This is a genomic window from Pantoea sp. S18 (genome assembly GCF_045689705.1).
Lineage (GTDB): Bacteria > Pseudomonadota > Gammaproteobacteria > Enterobacterales > Enterobacteriaceae > Pantoea > Pantoea symbiotica.
In genome coordinates this window covers 3641786-3659559 of the sequence record NZ_CP142688.1, presented here as the reverse complement: position 1 = coordinate 3659559, position 17774 = coordinate 3641786, and the positions used below count along the sequence as shown (strand labels likewise).

Annotated in this window: 14 protein-coding genes; 6 read left to right on the top strand and 8 right to left on the bottom strand. The window is 56.3% G+C overall.

Annotation, left to right across the window (positions count from 1 at the left end; translation table 11 throughout):
- Positions 1-87: 87 nt before the first annotated feature.
- Positions 88-1278, bottom strand: coding sequence for a cystathionine beta-lyase (metC, locus tag VIJ98_RS16930; protein WP_323275149.1), 1191 nt, complete (start codon positions 1276-1278; stop codon positions 88-90).
- Positions 1279-1538: 260 nt separating this feature from the next.
- Here metC and exbB point away from each other — a divergent pair, with 260 nt between their 5' ends.
- From exbB to VIJ98_RS16915, 3 genes are all read left to right on the top strand, one after another.
- Positions 1539-2267 carry a tol-pal system-associated acyl-CoA thioesterase gene (gene exbB, locus VIJ98_RS16925; RefSeq protein ID WP_071531643.1) on the top strand — a complete coding sequence of 243 codons (729 nt, stop codon included), beginning with the start codon at positions 1539-1541 and terminating at the stop codon, positions 2265-2267.
- Between the two features lie 5 nt (positions 2268-2272).
- Positions 2273-2695: a TonB system transport protein ExbD gene (exbD, locus tag VIJ98_RS16920; RefSeq protein WP_008103349.1), complete on the top strand. Its 423-nt coding sequence runs from the start codon at positions 2273-2275 to the stop codon at positions 2693-2695.
- 177 nt (positions 2696-2872) lie between these two features.
- Positions 2873-4189, top strand: a complete 1317-nt coding sequence (locus VIJ98_RS16915; protein ID WP_323275147.1) for an MFS transporter — start codon at positions 2873-2875, stop codon at positions 4187-4189.
- A gap of 31 nt (positions 4190-4220) precedes the next feature.
- Here VIJ98_RS16915 and VIJ98_RS16910 read toward each other — a convergent pair whose 3' ends face one another.
- The 6 genes from VIJ98_RS16910 to VIJ98_RS16885 form a co-directional block, all read right to left on the bottom strand.
- Positions 4221-5408, bottom strand: a complete 1188-nt coding sequence (locus tag VIJ98_RS16910) for an IS4 family transposase (RefSeq protein ID WP_323271415.1) — start codon at positions 5406-5408, stop codon at positions 4221-4223.
- Between the two features lie 115 nt (positions 5409-5523).
- Positions 5524-6489, bottom strand: a complete 966-nt coding sequence (locus VIJ98_RS16905) for a spore coat U domain-containing protein (protein ID WP_323275145.1) — start codon at positions 6487-6489, stop codon at positions 5524-5526.
- Positions 6486-8921 (bottom strand): fimbria/pilus outer membrane usher protein, encoded by a 2436-nt coding sequence (locus tag VIJ98_RS16900; protein ID WP_323275143.1) that lies wholly within the window; start codon positions 8919-8921, stop codon positions 6486-6488. Before VIJ98_RS16900 ends, VIJ98_RS16905 begins: the two co-directional genes overlap by 4 nt.
- The gene (locus VIJ98_RS16895; protein WP_179452132.1) at positions 8921-9619 is read right to left on the bottom strand and encodes a molecular chaperone; all 699 of its coding nucleotides are present in this window, start codon (positions 9617-9619) and stop codon (positions 8921-8923) included. The genes VIJ98_RS16900 and VIJ98_RS16895 overlap by 1 nt, the downstream gene beginning before the upstream one ends.
- 24 nt (positions 9620-9643) lie before the next feature.
- Entirely contained in the window at positions 9644-10138 is a 495-nt protein-coding gene (locus tag VIJ98_RS16890) for a spore coat U domain-containing protein (RefSeq protein WP_154155515.1), read from the bottom strand.
- Positions 10139-10176: 38 nt separating this feature from the next.
- Complete coding sequence (locus VIJ98_RS16885) at positions 10177-10746, bottom strand: spore coat protein U domain-containing protein (RefSeq protein WP_008103338.1); 570 nt, start codon at positions 10744-10746, stop codon at positions 10177-10179.
- A gap of 548 nt (positions 10747-11294) precedes the next feature.
- Here VIJ98_RS16885 and VIJ98_RS16880 point away from each other — a divergent pair.
- The 3 genes from VIJ98_RS16880 to VIJ98_RS16870 all read left to right on the top strand — a co-directional run bounded on the left by VIJ98_RS16880 (position 11295) and on the right by VIJ98_RS16870 (position 17140).
- Positions 11295-13397, top strand: coding sequence for an EAL domain-containing protein (locus VIJ98_RS16880; RefSeq protein WP_323275140.1), 2103 nt, complete (start codon positions 11295-11297; stop codon positions 13395-13397).
- 156 nt (positions 13398-13553) lie between these two features.
- A complete protein-coding gene (locus tag VIJ98_RS16875) occupies positions 13554-15644 on the top strand; it encodes a bifunctional diguanylate cyclase/phosphodiesterase (protein ID WP_323275138.1) in 2091 nt (696 codons plus the stop codon).
- Positions 15645-15727: 83 nt separating this feature from the next.
- A complete protein-coding gene (locus VIJ98_RS16870) occupies positions 15728-17140 on the top strand; it encodes a PLP-dependent aminotransferase family protein (protein WP_323275136.1) in 1413 nt (470 codons plus the stop codon).
- Here VIJ98_RS16870 and VIJ98_RS16865 read toward each other — a convergent pair.
- Positions 17137-17619, bottom strand: a complete 483-nt coding sequence (locus VIJ98_RS16865; protein WP_008103330.1) for a YlaC family protein — start codon at positions 17617-17619, stop codon at positions 17137-17139. The genes VIJ98_RS16870 and VIJ98_RS16865 overlap by 4 nt on opposite strands.
- Between the last annotated feature and the right edge of the window lie 155 nt (positions 17620-17774).

Here is a 17774-nt window from a genome sequence, read left to right as displayed (position 1 = left end):
TCGAGTCACAAGGAGTCTAATTTTAACCTTCTGTGGCATCGTATACGTTGATCTCTCATCGCCGCCACAGCGTGGTTTATCTTCTGTTTAACTTCTTAAACGTGCAAAACCGGCTTTCAGGTCATCCAGCAAGTCGTCGACATGTTCGAGGCCGATATGCAGACGCACCAAAGTGCCGTCAAAATCCACGCCGCCCGCCGGACGAATCGCCGCCAGCTCTTCGGGCTGATTTGCCAGAATCAGTGATTCATAGCCGCCCCACGAATACGCCATGCTGAAATGGTGGAAGTGATCGAGGTAATTTGCCAGCTGCTCACGGCTCAGTTTTTCATGCAGGATGAAAGAGAACAAACCGCTGCTGCCGCTGAAATCACGCTGCCAGAATTCATGGCCTTTACACTGCGCCAGCGCCGGATGATTCACGCGCGCTACTTCCGGCTGCGTTGCCAGCCATTCGGCCACCTGCAATCCGCTCTCTTCGTGCTGACGCAAACGCGTGCCCAGCGTACGAATGCCGCGGCTCGCCATATAGGCGGTATCGGCATCGACCATCTGGCCCATCAGATAGGAATTCTCGCGCAGCTGTGGCCAGCAACGTTCATTCGCTACCGCAGTGCCAATCATCGCATCGCTGTGACCAATGATGTATTTGGTGCCGGCCTGAATCGAAATATCGATGCCATGCTCCAGCGCGTTAAACAGCACGCCCGCCGCCCAGGTATTATCGATCATGATGATCGCATCCGGCGCTTTGGCGCGCACGGCGGCAACAATCGCCGGAATATCCTGCACTTCCATGGTGATCGATGCCGGTGATTCCAGGAACACCACGCGCGTATTCGGCTGCACCAGTTCGCCAATTTCGCTGCCGATGCAGTGGTCGAAATAGGTGGTGGTGACGTTCAGCTTACTGAGAATTTTCGAGCAGAAATCCTGCGTCGGTTCATAGACCGCGCCGCTGACCAGAATATGGTCGCCAGCTTCGACAAAGGACAAAATGGCATTAGAGACTGCCGCCGCACCGCACGGATAAAGTGCGCAACCTGCGCCGCCTTCCAGCTCGGTCATGGCGTCTTGCAGCGAGAAATGGGTGAGGGTGCCGCGACGGCCATAAAACAGCTCGCCTGAAGCGCGACCGGCGGTAGCACGTTTCTTGTCGGCGACCGTGTCAAAAACCAGGGATGAAGCGCGTTGAATTACGCTGTTAACTGAGCCTTGAGTGTAACGTTTATTGCGTCCCGCGCTGACAAGCGTGGTGTCTATTTTCTTCGTTGCCATCACTGCCTTTCCTGACATTTCCCACAAAACATCCACGTTACCACGAATCAGCGTAGTGGGTTGAGCCTGATTGCGGATTATCAGAGTGAGGCCAGTATTGCGCATAACATCAGCTAAATTGTGGAAATTGCTGGCCTCTTTGCTTTGTAAATAGTAATGAGAACCACTATCACTTCGGGCGTTTTTTTTGCTATGATCCGCGCTTCAATCGTGAACTGTGCAACAGAAGTTGGAGATGCAGCGTGGTAGCCAGTGATTTGATGCAAACGGATCTCTCCGTTTGGGGCATGTATCAGCATGCCGATATCGTGGTAAAGATTGTGATGATTGGCCTGTTACTGGCTTCCGTTGTCACCTGGGCAATTTTCTTCGGTAAGTTTGCTGAGCTGAGCGGGGCGAAACGTCGCCTGAAACGCGAGCAGCAAGCGCTGGGCGAAGCCCGCTCGTTAAACGATGCTTACCGTGCTGCTGAAACCTTCAAAGCCAACAGCCACAGCGCTGTGCTGCTTAACGATGCGCAGAATGAGCTGGAGCTGTCTGCCGGCACCGAAGATCTGGATGGCATTAAAGAGCGTACCAGCTTCCGTCTCGATCGCCGCGTGGCCGCATTCAGTCGTCATGCCGGTCGCGGTAATGGTTTCCTCGCCACCATCGGTTCCGTTGCGCCGTTTATCGGTCTGTTTGGTACCGTTTGGGGCATCATGAACAGCTTCATCGGTATCGCTAAAACGCAAACCACCAACCTCGCCGTGGTTGCGCCGGGCATCGCCGAAGCGCTGCTGGCCACCGCGATTGGTCTGGTTGCGGCAATTCCTGCCGTGGTTATCTACAACGTCTTCGCGCGTATGATTGCCAGCTACAAAGCGTCGCTGGGCGATGTCGCCGCGCAGGTCATGCTGCTGCAGAGCCGCGACCTTGACCTCGGCAACGTCGATACCGCGAAAGAAGCCAACCGTCCAGCGGCGGCACAGAAACTGCGCGTAGGATAAGTATTATGGCGATGCGTTTAAACGATGACTCGGTCGGCGATGGCGAAATGCACGAAATCAACGTGACGCCGTTTATCGACGTCATGTTAGTTCTGCTGATCATCTTTATGGTCGCCGCGCCATTAGCCACCGTCGATGTGCGCGTTAACCTGCCAGCATCGACCAGCGCGCCGCAGCCTCGTCCGGAAAAGCCGGTTTATCTCTCCATCAAGGAAGATAAGCAGATCTTCATCGGTAACGATGCGGTCACCAAAGAGACGCTGGTGAATGCGCTGACGGCACAAACCGAAGGCAAGAAAGACACCACCATCTTCTTCCAGGCGGATAAATCGGTTGATTACGCCACCCTGATGGAAGTGATGGATCAGCTGCGTGAAGCCGGTTATCTGAAGATTGGCCTGATGGGCATGGAAACGGTCAAAAAATAATATTTTTCAGCGTAGACGTAGGGTCGCCATTAATGGCGACCTTTTTTATTTCCCGCACTTAACTTGTTAATTTATTGTTACTATTGGTCTTATTTTTGTAAACTGCAATGGTGAAGAGGATCACGTTTATTCCTGGCCCGGCACGTTAAAACGGAAGAAAAAACCAGGAAGGACAATATGAGCTCAAGTCACTCTTTACAAAAGTCGTCGCAAGGCGGTGCCAAAACCATCTTTAGCGTTACCAGCGGTAACTTCCTTGAGATGTACGATTTCATGGTGTTTGGCTATTACGCCACCGCGATCGCCAAAACCTTTTTCCCCGGCGATGATCCCTTTGCCTCTCTTATGCTCACGCTGATGACCTTTGGAGCAGGCTTCCTGATGCGCCCGCTCGGCGCGATTATTCTCGGCGCTTACATCGACCATCATGGCCGCCGTAAAGGCTTACTGTTAACGCTTGGTCTGATGGCGATTGGTACCTTAACCATTGCGCTGGTGCCCGGATACGCCACGTTGGGTGCCGCCGCGCCGATTCTTATTCTGCTCGGTCGTTTATTGCAGGGCTTCTCGGCGGGCGTTGAGCTGGGCGGCGTGTCGGTTTATCTGGCTGAAGTGGCGCCGAAAGGGCGCAAAGGTTTTTATGTCAGCTGGCAGTCGGGCAGCCAGCAAGTGGCGGTGATCTTCGCCGCGCTGCTTGGTTTGGGTCTGAATCATCTGCTGGCTAAAGATGCCGTCACCGAATGGGGCTGGCGTATTCCGTTTGTGGTGGGATGTATGATCGTGCCGTTCCTGTTCTACATTCGTCGCATGCTGGAAGAGACCGAAGCCTTTAGCCAGCGCAAACATCATCCTTCCATGAGCCAGATTATGCGTTCGGTCGGGCAGAATTGGGCGCTGGTGCTGGCGGGGATGTTGATGGTGGTCACCACCACCGTGATGTTCTACATGATCACCGCGTTTACCCCGACATTCGGCAAAACGGTGCTGATGATGAGCGACAAGGAGAGCTTCCTGGTGACGCTGTTTGTCGGCATCTCCAACCTGTTCTGGCTGCCGGTGATGGGTTCGTTGTCGGACCGCGTTGGCCGTCGTCCGCTGCTGATTGTCTGCACCATCTTGATGATTCTAACCACCTGGCCGGTGCTGCATTGGCTGGTGGGCGCGCCGACCTTTGCCCGTCTGGTTGAAGCTGAGCTGTGGCTGTCATTCCTGTATGCCAGCTACAACGGCGCGATGGTGGTTTATCTGGCTGAGATCATGCCAGCAGAAGTGCGTGCTTCGGGCTTCTCACTCGCCTACAGCCTGGCAACCGCGCTGTTTGGCGGCTTTACGCCAGCGGTGTCGAGCTACCTGATTCATGCCACCGGCGACAAAGCGATGCCAGGCGTGTGGCTCTCTTTTGCGGCGGTGTGCGGGCTGGTTGGCACGCTACTGATTGGCCGTATGGTGAAGCAATATCAGTCACGACATAGCACAACACCTGTCAGCGCATAACCGTAGGGCTGAGGGATCCCCAGGAATATCGTTAATACACATATACGATATTCCTGTAACTCGCTGATAGTTCGGCTCGCACCGTTTCTATATCCAGCTGACTGATCCCTGCCGGGTTGTGCCTTATCGCATTTCTTGCCAGCGTAAGGTATGACAGTACTCGCCGGTGTTGCACCGTGTTCGCCTGATAAAACCGGTGCTCGCCTTTTCTTTCAAGCGCGTAGCCCATCAGCCACAGTACGATGCTGCACAGCGTCGACAGCAGGTTCAGCACTGACATCCTTTCCACACTCCGGCTGAAGCTGCTTCTCAGCCCCATACCGTAACGTTCACTCTTTTCATCCCGGAAGTTCTGCTCTATCTGCATTCTCCGGCTGTAAAGCTTCATTATCGTCCGTGACTTCAGCTCCGCATCGCTGGTAAACAGCACCCACGGCTCACGGGCCAGGCGACTCTGGTTTGCCTCTTCGCGCGTGTAAAAAAAACGATCCCGGCTTTTCTTTCCGTGACGATTTTTGGGTGCTCTCTTATGAACGTGCACGAAGCCGTAAGCCGGTGATTTTTTATATCGCGTCAGCCGGGCCGCACCAGCACAGCGCGGCGTTGTGCCGGCTTTTAGCTGACCCGGCGTTACCCACTCTTCCGTTCCGGCCAGCTTCAGAACGCCGTTGCCCCTGAGCCGGCCGATGAAGTGCCATCCGTGCGACTGAACGCGGTTAAACCACTCGCGGCGGAACCCGGCATCGGTGACGATGGTCACTTTCCTGTCTCCCAGGCACCCGGCCAGGTCGTCCAGAAAACGGTTCTGAAGGTCGGGATTTCCCAGCTTATCGCCTTCTGCGATGAGGCTCAGCAGCGGGATGGCGCGTCCATCCGCCAGCAGGCTGGCACGCAAAAGGCTGAAGGACTGAGTCGGCCAGGCGCTCCAGTCCACGGCAATGACGCACTCCTTCATGTCCCGGATAAGCCAGCAGATAATGTCGCGTGACAGCGCGGGCACCTCCCGGTGGAGGGCGGCATTCCCCATAAGGCGGTCAACGCGTTTGATTTTGTGCTTAACGCGGGCATCGCCCGCAAGAGAGCGACCAATGCTGGTCAGATTGAGGGAAGCACCGCGGGTCAGGGAAATCGTCATATCAGTGAGGGCGTTACGACGATACTGATGGGTGCTGGCTAAAGATTCCCGTAAAAATTTATGGCAAAATGCGGAAGCAGGCATAGTGGCGATCTTATTTTTTGTTGGCGCAATAATTAGATCATTTTTCCACTGTGCCTGCTTCGTTTTTGTGGGGATTCATCAGACCGTAGGGTCGCCATTCATGGCGACCTCCTTTTTAAAACGACACATCCACCACCACGCTATCGGTATAATTCCCCGCCGCAGGGGTATTCTGCGTGGTCAAAATCTGCGCCGTATAGGTAAAGTTGCGCGTCACGGTATCCGCATTCAACGAGGTCGAGGTGGTGCTGCTCCAGCGATCGGTGCCGGTCGGTCCCCAGCGCGAGGTGGTGGTGGTGCCTTTGTAGATGTCATACGCCAACCGGTTGGTTCCGCTCGCCATCTGCCGCGTGGTGCCGCTGTAGTAACTGCCGTTGCTCAGGCCCACGGTATAAGTGCTGCCCTTCGAACACACCACGTTAATCGTCTGCTGCACGGTTGAGAAACTGCCCACCAAAGGTGCGCTGCCGAAACTAACATTCGGCGCGGTGATGGTGGTGCAGTCGTTGGTAACCACCAGATTCACGGTAATCGGCATCGCCGTACCGGTGCTGCTCTGTACCGTTCCCACGCACAATCCTGCCACGTTCAACCCGGCGCACACCGTATAACTCACGGTCAGCGTGATGGTGGTGGTATAGGTGCCGGCGGCGATCACCTGCCCGGTAAGGGTGCGGAAGTAGAGCGGAATGTTGAAGTTGAGGGTGTTACCCAACGCCAGCAGCGAGGCAGAACTCCAGCGATAGCTGCCGCCCTGCTGTAATTCGGTGGCACAGGCGCTGTCGATACACAGCTGAATCGGAATGTTATCGGTGCCGCCGCTGGCGGTTTTCAACACGGCGCGCGTGCCGCTAAGGTTTGAGGCGGTGGTAAAGGCATAGGTGATGTTATCGGAGCCCAACAGCGAAAGCGTGCCAGAGCCGCAATTCACGTTGGTGGTGCTGGAGGTGTTATTCACCGTCGAAGCCACCGAAAATGTGGTGACCGAACCAAAGGTCGCAGTAGGCGCTGATAAGGTACAAAGCGCATAGCTGGTACCCGGCAATATAAATAACGCCAGCAGGAGCAGAAGCTTTCTCATGGTGAAATCCCTGACTGTGAATTATCCGCGCTACTCACCGCCGAACCTTGCGGCGGCGGTGGCAGCGGGCAGGTAAGCGGTCCGTAGGTTTCCAGCGCTTTTGGCTGGCCGTCGGTGATGTCCAGTTGCGTATCGCAACTGCGTCCATCGGGCGTCACCACGTGAATCGGGTTACTGGCAGCGAGATCTTCCATCCACACAATGCCGTCCCAGCCGACATATTCGGTGGCCTGATTCGGACGAAGTACCTGGCTGGAAATCGGCAGCGGCTGATGGTTGCTGTCATGCAGTACTACGCTGGCGGCGCGTAGGCGCTCCACCGGGAAGTTGAGCAGATAACCGCTCTTACGCTTCACCGCAAAGCGCTGTTCGACTTTCGGCGCGGTGCGATCGGCGGGCAGATCCAGCGTATCGATATCGTACTTCGCGCCGTAATAGCTGCTGATTGAGGGCACCAGCAGATAGCCTTGTTTATCGGTGCGGCCCATGGTCTGGTTTTCATAACGCACCGTCACGTCGGGATAATCGGTTTTCACCACCACAAAGGCATCGTTGATATCGTTGGCAGCGAACACGCGGTTATCCATCAACACCACCGAACCGGTGAAATCGGCCCATTGCGTGGTGTTGTCGTTGTCGCCATAGAAACCGGCTGAGGTATCAATTTTGTTGTTGCGATAACGCAGGCTGGCCTGGCGATAATCGCCGCTGTCGCTGGCCTGTTTGGCCCACGCGGCATCGTAGGAGAAGCCACCGTCGGTTGGCATGGCGCGCGATACATACAGACGCTGGCTGTTATTGCCTTCCTGATCGCGCTCGGTGCTGACCGAGGCGCTGCTCTGCTCGCCAAACGGGATGACCAGCGAAATCGCGCCGCTCCAGTTGCCCTGCTCCTGATCGCGGCTGGCGGAAATGTACAAACTGCTGTTGCCCCACAGATTTTTACTCCACGACAGATTCAGTAAACGTGTGCGGTCACCGTTGCCGCCGGAGATATCAAAATAGGCCAATCCCAGGCTGCCGTAATCATTCAGCGACACGCTGGCAGTGTACTGCGCGCTGCGTCGTGCCAGCGAATAGCTGGTGTTCGCGCTGTCGCCACGACTGCCAACCAGCGCGAGGTTGCCGAAATCGGCACTGCGAATGATGTGCTGAGTTCCGAGGCTGAACCAGCTGTTGTTGTATTGATAGCCCCAGCTGTATTGCGTGCCTGGATTGCCGTCCATCTGGCTTTGTGCCAGCGCACCATTCACCACGCCAAAACTGCCGAGCTTCACCAGGCCACCTGCGCCGCCCATCGCCACGCTGTCGCTGCCTTCTGCGTGACTCTCCAGCGTTAGCCAATCGTTGATACCGTAGCGATACGAACCGCTGGCCGCCGCCGCGCCATAATCAAAATTGTTTATGCCGTAGTTTTCGCGAATGGCACCGGCGGAAAACGAGTAATCGGATAACCCACTTTTCAGCAAACTGCTGGAGACGTAAAACGGCAGCGTGGTGGTGACTTGTCTGCCCACTGCATCGGTGGTGGTGATCACCGCATCGCCTGCGCCGTTAACGAACGGCACGTTAGTGAGTGACCACGGACCCGGCTGCACATCGGCCTGGGTGCTGCGATAACCATTAATAAACAGATCGACCGAAGAGGGCACCGCCGCCTGGCCGGAAAACGCCGGCAGCGGATAGGTCACCAGATCCGGACGCACGCTGAAGTCGCGGCCAATCTGCACGCCTCCCAGCCGCACGCTGTTGCTCCAGCTCAACGCATCTGTAACCAAATCCCCGGCGCGCCAGCTGATCGCCGCATTCTCGTTTTCATTACTGAACCAGGTGTCGTAGCGGATATAGCCTTCCTGCTGACCGGCAACGCCACCTTCCAGTTGCTGCACGTAAACACCGTTGGTAGAAAACTGCCCAACCGGGCCAAAGAAGCGCAATTCGTTCCAGCTGGAGAGGCGCGAACCGGCGTTATCGGTGCGCGTGGCGTAGAAGTCATAATTGAGCAGGGCGCCGTTGCTGGCGCGGCCGGGAAATCGCGGAGCATTCTGCAGTTGGCCAATGGTTTGACCCGGCAGCCAGGCGGGCGGCACCGTCAATAACAGGCGCTGGCGTCGTTCGTCATACTCCACTTTCGCTCCGCTCAGTTGATTGATATCGATCTGCTGCCCCTGCAGTTTCTCGGCCGGAATACCGGCGCGTTGCAGATCGCCACGTCGCAGCCAGAAATCACCGTTCTTGCGTTCAACCGGCACGATGTCGCCGCGTTCGCCTTGATTCACCACCAGTTCCAGCATGTATTGCTGGCCGCTGGCGTTATTCTCCAGCGCAGGCGGCGGTGGCAGTTCGGAGAAAGTCTCCGCGCTGCTACTCATCGGACTGATACAGAGCACGCTGGCAACGGCCAGCGCGCAGGGATGCGGCGTTAACTTCATCAACGCGCGGCAGCGCTGCTCCAGTGGCCTTTATTCATTTCGGCCGACAGTTCACCGCTCACGCTGCTGGTTAACGGCCAGCGATTGCTGCTGTTGGCCAGCACATAGCCAAACAAGCCGTTGCCCATTTTGCGTCCGCCAATGGTGACGTTGCTTAAACGCGCGTGGCCGTTACCGTGATTGGTCAGCTCCAGCCAGCGCTTGCCGCCGCTGTTCACTTCCTGCCAGCTCAGCTGCGGTTTCGCCGTATCACGCGTGACGCCGTCGCCATAGATGAATAGCGGCACTGAGTAGCGCATCTGGAACGTCAGTCCAGCCTGATTCTCTCCCGGCGTGCGCGGCGTGGGGATCTCATCCAGCACCACGCGATAGGACATCTCACGTCCGGCTTCGGGCGGCGTTTGCTTGATTAAACGCACCAGCTGCTTTTGCCCTGGCTCCAGCCGCACCATCGGCGGGCTCGCCACCACTTGCTGCTGGGTTTGATACTGCTCCTGACCGTTGACCTGCTGCCAGCTGAAGATACGCACCTGCATCATGGTGGTGGCGTTGCCACGGTTTTCCAGCCACAGCTCGCTGGCTTTATCTTGCGGATCGATTGCTGGATCGATCGGCCACACCATCAGTGAATTGGCAGCGTGTACCGCAGGCGTTAGTGCCACGCATAACAACAGAATCAGGGCGCGCAGGTTCATCATCATTCATCCTTCTTATTGACGCCGTCACCAACTCAGCGTGACGGTTAAGGTGTCGGTATAAGTCCCGGCGCGCGTGGGGCCGGGCAGCGTTAATAAGCCGTAAATCGGCAAAGTGATGTTATTGGCATTGCTGTAGCTCAACGCCACAGCGCTACTCACGGGAATCGCCACGGTATGTGCGGCATTCGTAAAGAGGCTGTAAGCCACGGTATTGGTGCTACTGGTATTTTTGAGGTTGCGCGTGGAGGTGTAATTGTTGCCACCGTTAATGCTCATGCTCACGGCGGTGCCTGGCGTGCAGGCGAGAGTGATAGTGGTACTTTGCACATAGCTAGCGCTGACGCTGTTGGAAGCCACGCCAGACTGTGTTCCAAAATCAAGCGTGCCAAAGACCCCGGTATTGGTACCGGAGACGACACAGCCTGCCACTACTGATGCTGAAACCTGAAACGTTGCAGTGGGCAACCCCCAGGCGGAGACGCTCCCTATCAGCAGGGCAAGGCCGCCTGCACTGTGCATCAACCGCTGCACCACGGCCACCCTGATTATCCTTTCCCTCAGTAATTCACCGCCACGTTAATGGTGTCGGTGTAGGTGCCTGCGGGAATCAACGGGTTAAAGCCGCCGCCCACCACGCGACCATAAATGGCGTAGTTGGTACCGAGCGTCGGATCCGTGGTGCCACTGGCAGCGATATTGGTGTTGTTGGCGATAGCAGTGGTAAAGGCGGCGTCGCTATACAGCGTATAAGCAATGCCCTGCGTATTGTTGGAGCCGAGGATCAGGTAGCGTGGCTGGCCGCTCACCGTGCCGTAAATGGTCGCCGGAGCGGCATTACTGCTGGTGACCTGCACGTTAAAGGTTTGTCCGGTGGTGCAGCGGACAAAGATGCCGTTACCCGAGGCGCCGACCAGCGTGGCGTTGAGGGTATCAAAGGTGGCTGCGCTGCTACCAAAGTTCAGGGTACCGAAGTTCACCCCTGTCGTTGCCGATTGACCGTTCACCAAACAACCGGTGGTCAGCGTCAACGTTGCATTGATGGTTCCCGTTGTGGTGGCGGCAAAAACAGCAGTAGGGGCTAGCGCGGCGCTTAGGCTAGTAGCCACAAGAAAAAGCTTGAGTTTCATAATCATTCCTTACTGATTATCCAAGGTCAGTGCTTTTTCACCTGGTCATACATTTATGGAAATACATCCGAAATCAAACAAGAGCCGCAATCGGCTCGACAGCGTAAGCGCCTGCCATCTAAGAAAAATCCTAGATGGTGGATTAATGATTTATATCAGTTTTCTTTACTATAGATCAGCAAATCGGCCCTTGTGCGCCGATGGTTCAATTTTTCCCTAATCAATTCACACTTTTCGCCGATAACTCAGTATTCACAAGGGGTAGCGAGCGGTTAAAAAAACTAAACAGCCGATGATTCCTCCCTCTACCGCGCGCTTCGGTTCAATGTTATGTTCGTGCATTAATCAGATATTATTAATTTTTCGCTTAACGACTGACGATGAAAATAAAAAAAATCCGCACGACGACTCCAGATTTGTCTGGATCGACTTTTTGTTGAGTTTCGCCGCAGGCGGTCATTAATCGCCCTTGATCGGCGCTTTATCATCCTTGTTCTAATTTGACGACACCGCACCTGCTCCGCAGCGGGTGGAATTTAGGAGCGCACATGCTGCTGGTTACCTGGGATAGCGTTCTGGTTACCGTTTCACTGATCGTGGCCTTCATTGCCGCGTTTACCGCCTTAGATACCGCCGGGCGCGTTGCCGTTTCACGCGGTTGTCTGGCAAAACTGTGGTTGATCGGCGGAGGCACCGCGATGGGCATCGGCGTGTGGGCGATGCACTTTATTGGCATGCTGGCGATGATGATGCCAATGACCATGCGCTACGACGTCGAGCTCACCGCCATCTCATTGCTGGTGGCGATTATCACCGCCATCTTCGCTTTTGCACAGGGCGTTCAGGGCAGTCATCTCACCCGCCGACGCCTGGTGCGCGGCACCCTGATCATGGGCAGCGGCATCATTGTCATGCATTACCTCGGCATGAACGCGCTGATGATTGAAACCCCCATTAACTGGAATCTGCCGCTGGTGGCGCTCTCGGTGCTGATTGCCTATGCCGCATCGGGCGCGGCGTTATGGCTGGCGTTTCATCTGCGCCAGGGCGAAAGCCTGCTGTTACTGCGCGCCTGCGCAGCGCTGGTAATGGGGATTGCGATTGCCGGGATGCACTACACCGGCATGGCTGCAGCTGAGTTTGTTATGCCAGTGAGCATGCAACATCAGGGTGCCAGTGAAGAGGGACTGGCGGTGTGGGTCACGATTATTACGCTGAGTATTCTCGGGCTGATGTTGCTGATCTCGATGTTGGATGCGCAGCTACGCGCCGCGCGCCTCGCCGCCAAGCTTAAGCGCGCCAACAGCGAGCTGCGCCAGCTGGCGATGCATGACAACCTCACCGCGCTGCCGAATCGCGTGATGCTGGAGCAGCAACTCACCACGCAGATCAAACAGGCGACGCTGCAGGATGAGAATTTTGCGCTGATGTTCATGGATCTCGATGGTTTCAAAGCCATTAACGATACCTGGGGCCATCACGTCGGCGACCGCCTGCTGATTGCCGTAGCCGATCGTTTGCGGGATGAACTCGCTGAAGAGATTCTGCTGGCGCGTCTGGGTGGCGATGAATTCGTGCTGCTGTGTCCGCAATACCATCTTCATCAGGCCACCAAACTGGCACAGCGGCTGGTGCAGGTAATTGATGCGCCGTTCGATCTCGATCGCTATTCGCTGCGCGTCTCCTTGAGCGTTGGCATTGTTATCTTCCCGCTGCACGGCCGCAGCCAGCAGGAGTTGATGTTCAACGCCGACTCCGCCATGTATCACACCAAACACAGTGGCCGTAACGGTTGGTGCCTGTTTGAACCGGCGATGAGCGCGGTGGCGCAGCATCAGCTGGCGCTGGCCAACGATCTGTGGAACGCGCTGGAATATCAGGAGATGCGCCTGTTCTATCAGCCAAAATTCCGCGCGGGCGGCACGGTATTAATCGGCTTTGAGGCGCTACTGCGCTGGCAGCATCCGCGTCGCGGGCTGCTGATGCCGGATATGTTCCTGGCGCGCGCCGAGAAAACCGGGCAAATTGTCGCGCTGGGTAACTGGGTGATTAATGAAGCCTGCCGCCAGCTGAAGCAGTGGCACGATGAAGGTAACGGTGACTGGACGGTGTCGGTTAATCTCTCGGCTTTGCAGTTCCAGCAGCGTGACCTGATTGAGAGCCTGCGTCAGGCGTTGCAGCACCATCAGATCCCGGAAGGGGCGTTGATGCTGGAAATTACCGAGAACATCGCGATGCGCGATCCGCAGTTCAGCCAGCAACGCATTGCCGAGCTGCATCGTCTTGGGGTGAAAGTGGCGATCGATAACTTCGGCATCGGCTACGCCAACTTGCTGCATTTGAAACATCTTGAAGCCAGCGAGCTAAAAATCGACCGCGCCTTTATCAACAGTTTGCGCGCCGGCAGTGAAGACGCCACGGTGGTGACAGCGATGTTGACGCTGGCGCAAACGCTCAACTTGCGCATGGTGGCGGAAGGCGTCGAAACCGAGGAGCAGCAGCGTTTGCTCACTGGTTTAGGCTTCGACACACTGCAAGGTTATCTGCTCGGCAAGCCCACGCCAGCCGATCGCATCGGTGAATTTACCGCTGCGCTTACCGTGCCGCTGGCGTTTAGCGATAACGTGGTGCCGTTGGCTGGCGCGCAATAAACAATTTTTATTTTCTTCCGCATCGGAAGGTTTCATCGTTCAAAAACTCAGATCGGCAGTTACGCTGCCGATAATTCCTACAATAAAACCAATAGATCTCACTTTTAACAACAACACCACAGCTGACTCAAACCGGCTTTTACTTGGGAAATCACTATGTTAGTGACTTCGTACGACTCGTTTACCGTCATCGTCTCGATCCTGGTGGCAATGCTGGCCTCGTTTACTGCACTAGATATGGCAGGACGCGTGGCTTCCTCAACTGGCAAGGTGGCGCTGGTTTGGTTATTTGGCGGTGGATTCGCTATGGGCGTCGGCATCTGGGCGATGCACTTCATCGGCATGCTGTCGATGAGCGTCGATATGGTGATGAGCTACGATCCCACACTTACTGTCACCTCAATGGTGGTGGCGGTGCTGGCGTCGGTATTTGCGCTATGGCTGGTGTGTTCAACGCCGACGTTGCCGTGGCCGCGACTGTGCGGCGGCGCCTTGGTGCTGGGTTCCGGCGTGGTGGCGATGCACTACACCGGCATGGCAGCGCTGATGTTTGCGCCTGGCATTACGTGGAATTGGGGTTGGGTGGCGGCATCGGTGGCGATTGCGCTGGTGGCGTCGGGTGCCGCGCTGTGGCTGGCGTTTAACCTGCGCGAAGGCCACGGCCGCGTCACCGTGTTGCGTTTAGGCGCATCGGTGGTGATGGGCTGCGCGATTGCGGGTATGCACTACACCGGCATGGCGGCGGCCAACTTCCCGATGCACAGCCACGCGACGCAAATGGGCGTTAACAGCAACTGGCTGGCGATTGTGGTGACAGTGGTAACGCTGGCGATCCTCGGCATTACCTTGCTGGTCTCGATGCTGGATGCGCGTCTGCAGGCACGCACTTCCATCCTTGCCCATTCGCTGGCCGAGGCCAACCGCGAATTAGCGCAGCTGGCGCTGCACGATAACCTGACGCGCTTACCCAACCGTATTTTGCTGGAAGATCGCCTCGAACAAGCTCTCAATAAAGCCAACCGCGAGAAGTCGCAGTTTGCGCTGATGTTTATGGATCTCGACGGCTTCAAAGCAGTTAACGACGCCTTTGGTCACCACGTTGGCGACAATTTGCTGATCGGTGTGACTGAGCGCATGACCGAACAGATGAAAGGGCACTACACGCTGGCGCGCATGGGCGGCGACGAGTTTGTACTGCTGCTGGAAATTGATGATCCCAACGATGCCGCAGCAGTTGCCGATACGCTGGTGAAAGCGGTGGATCGTCCGTTCGATATCTCGCGCTATGAGCTGGTGGTGTCGCTGAGTATCGGTATTGCGGTCTATCCGGGCGATGGCAAAGATGAGCGCGAACTGATGTTCAACGCCGATGCCGCCATGTATCACACCAAAAACAATGGTCGCAACGGTTACACCTTCTTCCAGCCGTCGATGAACACGCTGGCGCAGTCGCAATTGCAGCTGAACAACGATCTGTGGCAAGCGCTGGACAACGAAGAGTTACGCCTGTTTTACCAGCCAAAATATTGCGCGCCGAGCGGCCCGATCCTTGGCTTTGAAGCGCTGTTGCGCTGGCAGCATCCTTCACGCGGCTTGCTGGCACCGGACGCCTTCCTGCCGATGGCGGAAAAGACCGGCATGATCATTAACATCGGCAACTGGGTGATCAACGAAGCCTGTCGCCAGCTGCGTTCCTGGCATCTGCAAGGCCATCCGCACTGGTCGGTGGCGGTTAACCTCTCGGCGCTGCAGTTTGAGCAGAATAACCTGGTCGAAACCGTTACCGAGGCGCTGGCGCAGCACCAGATTCCGGCTGAGCTGCTGACGCTGGAAGTCACCGAAACCACGGCGATGCGCGATCCCGAAGAGAGCGTGCGTATCCTCACCGAGCTCACCAATATGGGCGTGAAAGCCTCGATTGATGATTTCGGCACTGGCTACTCCAGCTTGTTGTATCTCAAGCGGTTACCGGCCAGCGAGCTAAAAATCGATCGCGCCTTCGTTAACGAACTGCAGGAGCACTCCGAAGATGCCACCATCGTTTCCGCTATTGTTGCGCTGGCGCAGTCGCTGCACCTGAAAGTGGTGGCTGAAGGAGTGGAAACTCAGGATCAGCAGGCGTTCCTCACCGGCTTGGGCTGCGATACCTTGCAGGGCTATTTGCTGGGTAAACCGGTTCCGCCGGAGCGTATTGCTGAGCTACCGAATTTCTACGAAGAAGTGTTAGAGCTGGAGCGCATGCCTTAACGCCGATTCATTCCCTCTCCCGCTTGCGGGAGAGGGTTAGGGTGAGGGAAACTAGCCGCCAAATCCTCTACATCGGAGTTAGGGTGGCGAAATATCAGCAGTTGGTGGAGCAGCTTCGCACGCAAATCGAGGCCCGCATCTGGCCGCAGGGCGAAAAACTGCCATCTTTACGCCAGCAGGCGGAACAAAGCGGATTAAGCCTGATGACGGTGATGCACGCCTATGAAGTGCTGGAGAGTCAGGGCTGGATCGTCTCAAAGCCGCAATCTGGCTACTACGTGGCGCCGCGTGCCGCCGAGAGCCGTCCTCGGCTGCCAACCCAGGAGATCGCCAAAACCGATCAGGCCGATACCAACAGCTTCGTATTTGACGTGCTGCAGGCCACGCGTAATCCCGCCATCATGCCGTTTGGCTCTGCCTTTCCCGATCCTGAACTCTTCCCGCAGCGCCAGCTGATGCGCTCGCTGGTTAAAGTCTCACACAACCTGAAACCCACCGATGCACTCAATAACCTGCCGCCAGGTAATGAAGCGCTGCGTAAAATTCTGGCTCAGCGCTATGCGCAGCAGGGCATTACGCTGTCGCCGGATGACATCGTCATCACCAACGGTGCAATGGAAGCGCTCAATCTGAGCCTGCAAGCGGTCACTGAACCCGGCGATTGGGTGATCCTCGAAAACCCGTCGTTTTATGGCGCGCTGCAGGCGATTGAACGTCTCAAGTTGAACGCGATTGCCATCGCCAGCGATGTGGAACACGGCATGGATCTGCAGGAGCTGGAGCAGGCGCTGCAGCGCTGGCCGGTGAAAGCCTGCTGGCTGATGACCAACCGACAAAATCCGCTCGGCTTTACCCTGAGCGCCGAGCGCAAGCAGCAGCTGGTGGCACTACTGGCAAGCTACAACGTGGCGATGATTGAAGACGATGTGTATGGCGATCTGTATGAAGGCCATGACAAACCGCTGCCGGCCAAAGCCTTTGATCGCGACGGCAACGTGCTGCACTGCGGCAGTTTTTCGAAGAATCTGGTGGCGGGATTTCGCGTCGGTTGGGTGGCAGCAGGACGACACGCGCAGCGCGTGCAGCGTATTCAGCTGATGAGCACGCTATCGACCAGCGCGCCGATGCAGTTGGCACTCGCCGATTTCCTCAGCACGCGCAGCTACGATACCCATTTAAAGAAGCTGCGTCAGACGCTGGCAAAGCGTAAGCAGCTGGCGCAACAGGCGCTGCGCCGCGTATTACCTGCCGATGCCAGCATCAGCGACACGCCGGGCGGCTATTTTCTCTGGGTTGCGCTGCCTGCGCACATCAACACCACAGAGCTCTATCATTTGGCGTTGCAGCAGGGGATCAGCATCGCGCCCGGCCAGCTGTTTTCCAGCAGCGAAGGTTTCAGTCACTGTTTCCGCTTTAACACCGCCTGGCCGTGGGATGCACGCGCCGAAGCGGCGGTAGAGACACTGGGAAAACTGATCGCCAGGCTAAACGGCTAAACGTGGGCCGCCTGCTGGTGGCCCCAGGTGAGATAGTAGACGTCGTAGAAATCCACTTCACCTTTCTGCTTCATCAGGCGATCAATACCGCTGCGCACGCGATCCGGCGTGTGCGGATTATCGAGAATTTTGTCCAGCGCCTGCTGCGAAACCGGCTGCACGTAATACCACTCGCCGTTGTAGCACACGCGCAGATCCAGCGTATCGATATCTTCGAAGCGATATTTCGGGTTGATATCCATCAGCATCAGCACGCTCATCACCACCACAAACGCCGTGGCAAACCAGAAAGCTGGCCAGCCGAGCATGTCGGTTGAGAAGATCAGCGCCACGCACAGCGCGTAGCACAGATACATGATGGCCCAGAGTCCCGGATGGGTTTTGAGGAAGGAAAAGCTAAAGCGCGGCAAATTATCACGCTGTCCTTCGCGGTTCAGCGTGGCGATTTCGTCGAGCAGAATTTGTTTGATCGCGTCCATTGTTCACCTCTAATTATCACTGCCTGCCAGTAAAGCACATAACAGTGAAGCGAATTAGAGACAGATTTGATGTGATTTTTTATAACAGTTGAGGTGCGCATGAATGCGCACCCTACAAAAACCGTATCAAACATGAGAAGGGTCGCCATTTATGG

What these genes read in the sequence shown, in the direction of transcription:
- VIJ98_RS16885 (WP_008103338.1), bottom strand. Translation starts at nt 10,746, where the DNA reads ATGAAACTCAAGCTTTTTCTTGTGGCTACTAGCCTAAGCGCCGCGCTA.
- VIJ98_RS16915 (WP_323275147.1), top strand. Translation starts at nt 2,873, where the DNA reads ATGAGCTCAAGTCACTCTTTACAAAAGTCGTCGCAAGGCGGTGCCAAA.
- exbB (WP_071531643.1), top strand. Translation starts at nt 1,539, where the DNA reads ATGCAAACGGATCTCTCCGTTTGGGGCATGTATCAGCATGCCGATATC.
- exbD (WP_008103349.1), top strand. Translation starts at nt 2,273, where the DNA reads ATGGCGATGCGTTTAAACGATGACTCGGTCGGCGATGGCGAAATGCAC.
- metC (WP_323275149.1), bottom strand. Translation starts at nt 1,278, where the DNA reads ATGGCAACGAAGAAAATAGACACCACGCTTGTCAGCGCGGGACGCAAT.
- VIJ98_RS16890 (WP_154155515.1), bottom strand. Translation starts at nt 10,138, where the DNA reads ATGCACAGTGCAGGCGGCCTTGCCCTGCTGATAGGGAGCGTCTCCGCC.
- VIJ98_RS16905 (WP_323275145.1), bottom strand. Translation starts at nt 6,489, where the DNA reads ATGAGAAAGCTTCTGCTCCTGCTGGCGTTATTTATATTGCCGGGTACC.
- VIJ98_RS16875 (WP_323275138.1), top strand. Translation starts at nt 13,554, where the DNA reads ATGTTAGTGACTTCGTACGACTCGTTTACCGTCATCGTCTCGATCCTG.
- VIJ98_RS16910 (WP_323271415.1), bottom strand. Translation starts at nt 5,408, where the DNA reads ATGCCTGCTTCCGCATTTTGCCATAAATTTTTACGGGAATCTTTAGCC.
- VIJ98_RS16880 (WP_323275140.1), top strand. Translation starts at nt 11,295, where the DNA reads ATGCTGCTGGTTACCTGGGATAGCGTTCTGGTTACCGTTTCACTGATC.
- VIJ98_RS16865 (WP_008103330.1), bottom strand. Translation starts at nt 17,619, where the DNA reads ATGGACGCGATCAAACAAATTCTGCTCGACGAAATCGCCACGCTGAAC.
- VIJ98_RS16900 (WP_323275143.1), bottom strand. Translation starts at nt 8,921, where the DNA reads ATGAAGTTAACGCCGCATCCCTGCGCGCTGGCCGTTGCCAGCGTGCTC.
- VIJ98_RS16895 (WP_179452132.1), bottom strand. Translation starts at nt 9,619, where the DNA reads ATGATGAACCTGCGCGCCCTGATTCTGTTGTTATGCGTGGCACTAACG.